The sequence below is a fragment of the Stenotrophomonas maltophilia genome (assembly GCF_004920835.1).
GTDB lineage: Bacteria > Pseudomonadota > Gammaproteobacteria > Xanthomonadales > Xanthomonadaceae > Stenotrophomonas > Stenotrophomonas maltophilia_AQ.
The window spans coordinates 20410-27657 of sequence record NZ_QFHO01000044.1; the positions used below are offsets into that span (position 1 = coordinate 20410).

A 7248-nucleotide genomic window follows, 5' to 3' on the forward strand; every position below is an offset into this window, starting at 1 on the left:
AACTCCGGCCATCTGGTCGAGGTTGCCGGCCAGCGGCCGGCACTACCGCAACCGGTTTATTTCGCCAGGTTCAGTTCCTTCAGCAGCTGCGGCGCCGGCGCCACTTCCTGCATGATCCACTGCATGTAGCGGCTGTCCACGGCGATCATGCGGGTCATCACCGGGTCGAACACCCAGTTGGAGCTGACCGATTCCCAGTTGCCGTCGAAGGCCAGGCCCACCAGCTTGCCGTTGGCATCCAGCACCGGCGAACCCGAGTTGCCGCCGGTAATGTCCAGGTTGGACAGGAAGTTCACCGGCACCGAACCAATGCGCTTGTCTTCCAGGCCGCCGTAACGCTTGGCCTTGACCGCATCGAGCAGCGCCTTCGGCGAATCAAACGGATCTTCACCGGTTTCCTTCGCCGCCACGCCTTCCAGGGTGGTGAACGGGGTGTACTTCACGCCGTCCTTGCCGTACCCCATGACGTTGCCGAAGGTGATGCGCAGCGACAGGTTGGCATCCGGATAGACGAACTCGCCCTGGCTCTTCTTGTAATCGGCCACCGCCTGCAGGTACAGCGGACGTGCGGTCAGCGATTCGCCTTCGCGGATCTTCTTCTGCTCTTCCTGCTTCAGCAGCGCCGGCATGACCGCAACGGCGTACTGGATGGCCGGATCGTTGCTGGCTTCGAACGCAGCGCGGTCGGCCTTGAACCACTTCAGGCGGGTGTCCAGGCTGCCCAGCTCGGTGCCGCCCAGCTTGGCCACCAGCGACTTCACCGCAGCGGCATCGCTGCCGGCAAGCCACTTGTTCAGCACTTCGTTGTCGCGCTGCGCGGCCGGCAGAGCCACGTACTGGTCCAGCCAGTAGGCCTGCAACTGCTGGTCCATCTTCGCCACGTAGCGGCGATCCATCTGCTTCAGACCGCCTTCGATGGTGGTCAGGTCGCGTTCCTGGTAACCAGCTTCGCGTTCGGCATCCGGCTTGCTGCGCTCGATCGACAGGCGGTACAGGGTGATCGCCGCGCCGACGGCCGAGGTGTTGTTGAACTGACCGACGAACAGGTCGCGTTCGCGGGTGGACTTGCTGGTATCCAGATGCTTGAGCAGCTGCGCGTGTGCGGCCAGGGCCGGCTTGCCGGGAGCACCCTGCTTCTTCAGCCAGGCCAGCACGGCGGCTTCTTCAGCCTGCTTCTGGCCGGCGGCGTCGATGCGCTTGAAGCCTTCCAGCTGGCCCAGGTAGTTCTTGGCCACGTTGTTCATGCTGGCGGCAGTGGCGGCGTACTTCACCTTGACGTCGGCGTCGGCCTTGCCGGCATCGGCGATCATCTTCAGCACTGCGTTGTAGTGCTTGGCGATGGTCGGGTAGGTGAAGCTGGCGGTTTCGTTGAACTCGCCGGCCAGTGCGTAGCGGTTGGTGCGGCCCGGGTAGCCGGCCACCATCACGAAGTCGTCGGCACCCAGCGGCTGGTCGGCGAACTTCAGGAAGTGCTTGGGCTGGTACGGCACGTTGTCGGCGGCGAAGGCGGCCGGCTTGCCATCCTTGCCTACATAGGCGCGGTAGAACGAGAAATCACCGGTGTGGCGCGGCCACATCCAGTTGTCGACGTCGCCACCGAACTTGCCGACGCTGCCCGGGGGCGCGTAGACCAGACGCACGTCCTTGATTTCCATGTTGCGGAACAGGCGGTAGGTGTTGCCACCGGAGAAACTGTACAGGCGGCAGCGGAAGCCGGCGTCGGCTTCACAGGCGGCGACCTGTGCCTTGTCGAAGGCGTCCAACGCGCGGCTGCGGGCCAGCGGGTCGTTGCCGGCGGCAGCGATGGCGGCCTTGGCCTGGGTGGTGACGTCGGTGATCTGGTCGAGCACGAACACGCGGGCGTTCGGGCCGGCGCTCAGTTCATCCTTCAGGGTCGGCGCGTTGAAGCCGTCCTTGATCAGGTTCTTCTGCGCAGTCGAATTCAGCTGGATGGCGCCATAAGCGCAGTGGTGGTTGGTGACCACCAGGCCCTGCGGCGAGACGAAGCTGGCGGTGCAGCCGCCGAGGGCGACGACGGCGCCCATCGGGTCGCCGGTCAGGTTGGACAGCTGTTCCGGGGACAGCTTCAGGCCGGCCTTCTGCAGCGGGCCGGCGATTTCCGGCAGCTGCTGCGGCACCCACATGCCTTCAGCGGCATGGGCGACCTGGGCCAGCCCGAGGCTGGCGACGATGGAGAATGCAAGCAGGTTCGAGCGCATGGAGCGGCCCCTGGTAGTGGAACCTTCGATTGTAGCCCGCCGCCCTGCCCCGCCCCGAACCCCGGAAGTCATGGACCTACTTCTCGCTCTGCCACGCGCACGTCGGCCGCGCACACGGAAATCGTCCAGAGGGGGCGTGGTCACCCAGGACGGGACCGTTGGCGCCATGGGCCGGGCGCATGCGACTGGCGGGTTGGGCAGGACGCCCAACCCCGGTCTTGCCGTGTGCGCAGGACAGCGCGCACGAGCAAGGCGCCATCGAGCACCATGGAGGGGCTTTTGCGTGTCCCGGCCAGGGTGACCACGCCCCCTTTCCCGGATCAGGGAGGCGCCGTTGTTCGCAGCACGTTCGAAACGCCCGCCAGCACACGCCTTTCGTTCCGCCACTGCACCCGCAGCGCAACATGGGAATTCCGCGCGGGCCTCTATAATCCGCGTTTTCCCCCTGATGAGTTCCACCCCGATGGCGCAGCAAACGATGAAGGCCCTGGTCAAGCGCGAAGCAGCCAAGGGCATCTGGATGGAAGAGGTTCCGGTGCCGACTCCGGGCCCCAACCAGGTCCTGATCAAGCTGGAAAAGACCGCGATCTGCGGTACCGACCTGCACATCTACCTGTGGGACGAATGGAGCCAGCGCACGATCAAGCCGGGCCTGACCATCGGCCATGAGTTCGTCGGCCGCATCGCCGAGATCGGCCCGGGCGTGACCGGCTACGAGATCGGCCAGCGCGTCTCGGCCGAAGGCCACATCGTCTGCGGCCATTGCCGCAACTGCCGTGGCGGCCGCCCGCACCTGTGCCCGAACACCGTCGGCATCGGCGTCAACGTCAACGGCGCGTTCGCCGAATACATGGTGATGCCGGCCAGCAACCTGTGGCCGATCCCGGACCAGATTCCGTCCGAGCTGGCCGCGTTCTTCGATCCGTACGGCAACGCCGCGCACTGCGCGCTGGAGTTCAACGTGATCGGTGAAGACGTGCTGATCACTGGCGCTGGCCCGATTGGCATCATCGCCGCAGGCATCTGCAAGCACATCGGCGCACGCAACGTGGTGGTCACCGACGTCAACGATTTCCGCCTGAAGCTGGCCGCCGACATGGGCGCCACCCGCGTGGTCAACGTCGCCAACACCTCGTTGAAGGACGTGATGAAGGAACTGCACATGGAAGGCTTCGACGTGGGCCTGGAAATGAGCGGCAACCCGCGTGCGTTCAACGACATGCTCGACTGCATGTACCACGGCGGCAAGATCGCCATGCTCGGCATCATGCCCAAGGGCGCCGGCTGCGACTGGGACAAGATCATCTTCAAGGGCCTGACCGTGCAGGGCATCTACGGCCGCAAGATGTACGAGACCTGGTACAAGATGACCCAGCTGGTGCTGTCCGGCTTCCCGCTCGGCAAGGTGATGACCCACCAGCTGCCGATCGACGACTTCCAGAAGGGCTTCGACCTGATGGAAGAAGGCAAGGCCGGCAAGGTTGTTTTGAGCTGGAATTGACCCTTCGCCGCGCGCGATGAGTGGGTGCCGAGCTTGCTCGGCACACCTTGAAATTGAAATTGAAAAAGGCGCCCGATGGGCGCCTTTTTCGTAAAGCGTGCCAGGCAAGCCTGGCACCTACCGTAACGCCTGCGGCGTTACTTACCGATGGCCACGCTCAGCATCACGCGGCTGTGGGCCAGCTTGCCGGAGTTGTCGCGGCCGTTGCCGTCGGTGCCGTAGTAGCCCAGGCCGACCTTGGCCATCCCGAACTGGCGCTCAACGCCGACATTCCAGTCGGTGTAATCCTTGGCGATGCCGTCTTCAAACGTGCTGCGGCCGACATTGGCATTCAGGGTGAAGTCCTTCGGCAGGCCCCAGCTGCCACCCAGGCCGAAGTACCAGCCATCGGTGCTGCTGTTCCATACATCGTTGGTGTAGGCCACCGTCAGCTTGTAGGTGTCATCCAGCGTGGTGGTGGTGATCAGCTCGTTGTAGTTCTGGTGGCTGGACTTCAGGTAGGTGTAGCGGTTCAGCAGCACGTCGAAGTTGACGCGCTCGGTGACATCCACGCCGTAGCCGATCAGGTAGTCGACCTCGGTCTTCGGATCACCTGCACCGAAGTCCACGCCCGAGCCCCATACGCCGGCATACAGGCCGACCGGGCTGGTGTAGGTGAAGCCAGCCTGCAGGGTCGGATCCTCATCGGTCTGCGACACACCACGGAACAGGTAATCGGAAACAGCGGTGACGTTCCAGCTGTACGGCGATTCGTTTTCCTGGGCGCTGGCGGCGAACGGGGCGGCCAGGGTCAGGGCAGCGGCAATGGCGAGGCAGGCACGGGCGTGCGTCATGAGCGTCTCCGGTGGGGGCGGTGGCGTGGAAGGCAGGAGCGGGCGTAGCGGCCGGAGCCCGACAGCTCCGGTTCACGAATTCTTAACCAGTTTGCTATTGCGATGCAACATGTGCCGGCCGTGGCGATGCCCCACCAAGGCCGGTTGGCGAGCGGCGATGCCCGGTAGAATCAGTGGTTTCCCCGTTCAGAGCCGTGCCCACGCCATGACCGACGCCTCCTCCGCCCTGACCCGCCACTATGCCGAGGAACTGGACGCCATCCGCGCCCAGGGCCTGTTCAAGTCCGAGCGGATCATCACCAGCCCGCAGTCGGCCGAGATCACCCTCGACGACGGCCGCACGGTGCTGAACTTCTGCGCCAACAACTACCTGGGCCTGGCCGATCATCCGGACCTGATCCAGGCGGCCAAGGACGCACTGGACAGCCATGGCTTCGGCATGGCCTCGGTACGTTTCATCTGCGGCACCCAGGACCTGCACAAGCAGCTGGAAGCCCAGATCGCCAGCTTCTTCGGCAAGCAGGACACCATCCTGTACGCGGCCTGCTTCGACGCCAACGGCGGCCTGTTCGAGCCGCTGCTCGGTGAGAACGACGCGATCATTTCCGACGCGCTGAACCATGCCTCGATCATCGACGGCGTGCGCCTGTGCAAGGCCAAGCGCTTCCGCTATGCCAACTGCGACATGGCCGACCTGGAAGCGCAGCTGCAGGCCGCGGATGCCGCCGGCTGCAAGACCAAGCTGATCACCACCGACGGCGTGTTCTCGATGGACGGCTTCATCGCCCCGCTGGACGAGATCACCGCGCTGGCGAAGAAGTACAACGCGCTGGTGCACATCGACGAGTGCCATGCCACTGGCTTCCTCGGCGCCACCGGCCGCGGTTCGGCCGAGGTGAAAGGCGTGCTGGAAAAGATCGACATCATCACCGGCACCCTGGGCAAGGCCATGGGCGGTGCGCTGGGCGGTTTCACCTGCGCCAGCGCCGAAGTGATCGAACTGCTGCGCCAGCGCTCGCGTCCCTACCTGTTCTCCAACTCGCTGCCGCCGCACGTGGTTGCTGCCGGCATCAAGGCATTCGAGATGCTGGCCGCCGCCGATGACCTGCGCGGCGCCCTGGCCGAGAACACCGCTTACTTCCGCGAAAAGATGACCGCCGCCGGATTCGACGTGAAGCCGGGCGTGCACCCGATCAGCCCGGTGATGCTGTACGACGCACCGCTTGCACAGAAGTTCGCCGAGCGCCTGCTCGAGGAAGGCATCTATGCGATCGGCTTCTTCTTCCCGGTGGTGCCCAAGGGCCAGGCCCGCATCCGTACCCAGATCAGCGCCGCGCATACGCGTGCCCACCTGGATCGCGCCATCGATGCGTTCACCCGCATCGGCGTCGAGCTGGGCGTGATCAAGGGTTGATCATGGCCGGGGTCGGATCCCTTTCCCGCGGAAAGGGCTCTGACCCCATCGGTCAAGGCGTGTCGACCAAGGTCGACACCCACAGGCGTCATTTCTTTTTCTTCTTGCCCTTCGGCTCGTCCTTGCTGGCCACCACCACCGGCTTGGCAGCGGCATCCTGGCCGTTGCCCTTGGCAACGCGGATGCCGTTGGCCTTCATCCAGGCATCGAATTCGTCGGCGGTCATCTTCTTGTCGCCGTTGCTCATCAGGAAGCGGTAGCTGCCGCGACCGTCCAGTTCCGGGGTCTTCACTTCCACCACCGGGGTTTCGGCAGGCGTTTCCGCCTTGGCCACTTTCTTGTGGCCGCCACAGGCCGTGAGCAGCACCATCGGCAGCAGCAGGCCTGCGCAGCGCAGGGTTTGGTTGAGGGTCGGGTGGTACATGGTGGGCAGGCTCCGTTCGGGAAATTCAACAACCAGGCGCCCCCTACGCCTGGAACGGTGACCGGCAGTTGCCGGCCGCAGGCGATGATCAGCCTGTTGCAGCGGCCCCCAGCCGCTGCTGGTCGCTGACCTCAAGCACCCGCCACTGGCCCTTGCCGAGATCGCCGAGCGTGAGCTCTCCGATCGCAACCCGGACCAGGCGCAGCACCTGCAGGTCGAAGGCCGCCAACAGGCGACGGATATGGCGGTTGCGACCCTCGTCGAGGACCACCTCCAGCCACGCGGTCTTGTCGCCGCTGCGCAGCACGCGCACGGCCAGGGCGACCAGGAATTCGCCCTCGTCTTCGACACCGGCGCGCAGCGCGGCCAGGGTGTCCTGGTCGGGCAGGCGGTCCACCTGCACGTGATAGGTCTTCTGCGGCCCGGTCTCCGGATCGGTCAGATGCGCCGCCCACTGCGGATCATTGCTGAACAACAGCAGGCCTTCACTGGCCTTGTCGAGGCGCCCGACCGGTGCGATCCACGGCAGGCCGGCACCATCGAAACAACGGTAGACCGTGTCACGTCCACGCTCGTCCTGTGCGGTAGTGACCACGCCCCGTGGCTTGTTGAGCATCAGGTACAGGCGCTGCGGCGCAGCCATCGGCTGGCCGTCGACCTCGATCAGCGGTGCCGGGCTGGCAATTGGAAATTCAGGATCACGGACGATGCGGCCAGAGACGCGTACCCGCCCTTCGGCGATCCAGCGCGCGGCCTCGCTGCGCGAGCACACGCCGGCCTTGGACAGCACGCGCGCCAGGCCATGGCGCACACCACTGGAGGCGTTCGGGTTCGCACGCCCACGCGGGGCGTGGGAG

At 65.2% G+C, this 7248-nt stretch carries 6 protein-coding genes; 2 read left to right on the forward strand and 4 right to left on the reverse strand.

Annotated features, from left to right (window positions below; genetic code table 11):
- Positions 1-56: 56 nt before the first annotated feature.
- Positions 57-2219: a S46 family peptidase gene (locus tag DI041_RS20140; protein WP_136639883.1), complete on the reverse strand. Its 2163-nt coding sequence runs from the start codon at positions 2217-2219 to the stop codon at positions 57-59.
- A 478-nt stretch (positions 2220-2697) separates the two neighbouring features.
- Here DI041_RS20140 and tdh point away from each other — a divergent pair, with 478 nt between their 5' ends.
- Positions 2698-3720 (forward strand): L-threonine 3-dehydrogenase, encoded by a 1023-nt coding sequence (gene tdh / locus DI041_RS20150; protein ID WP_032952044.1) that lies wholly within the window; start codon positions 2698-2700, stop codon positions 3718-3720.
- A 137-nt stretch (positions 3721-3857) separates the two neighbouring features.
- Here the strand turns inward: tdh and DI041_RS20155 are convergent, their stop codons facing one another.
- A complete protein-coding gene (locus DI041_RS20155; protein WP_136639885.1) occupies positions 3858-4553 on the reverse strand; it encodes a TorF family putative porin in 696 nt (231 codons plus the stop codon).
- A gap of 205 nt (positions 4554-4758) precedes the next feature.
- Here DI041_RS20155 and kbl point away from each other — a divergent pair, with 205 nt between their 5' ends.
- Complete coding sequence (kbl, locus tag DI041_RS20160) at positions 4759-5967, forward strand: glycine C-acetyltransferase (RefSeq protein ID WP_136639886.1); 1209 nt, start codon at positions 4759-4761, stop codon at positions 5965-5967.
- 88 nt (positions 5968-6055) lie between these two features.
- On the opposite strand, the gene DI041_RS20165 is transcribed toward kbl, so the two are convergent.
- Together DI041_RS20165 and DI041_RS20170 are read right to left on the reverse strand one after the other, a co-directional pair.
- The gene (locus DI041_RS20165) at positions 6056-6391 is read right to left on the reverse strand and encodes a hypothetical protein (RefSeq protein WP_005412356.1); all 336 of its coding nucleotides are present in this window, start codon (positions 6389-6391) and stop codon (positions 6056-6058) included.
- Positions 6392-6479: 88 nt separating this feature from the next.
- Positions 6480-7202, reverse strand: a complete 723-nt coding sequence (locus DI041_RS20170; RefSeq protein WP_136639887.1) for a pseudouridine synthase — start codon at positions 7200-7202, stop codon at positions 6480-6482.
- Positions 7203-7248: the final 46 nt, after the last annotated feature.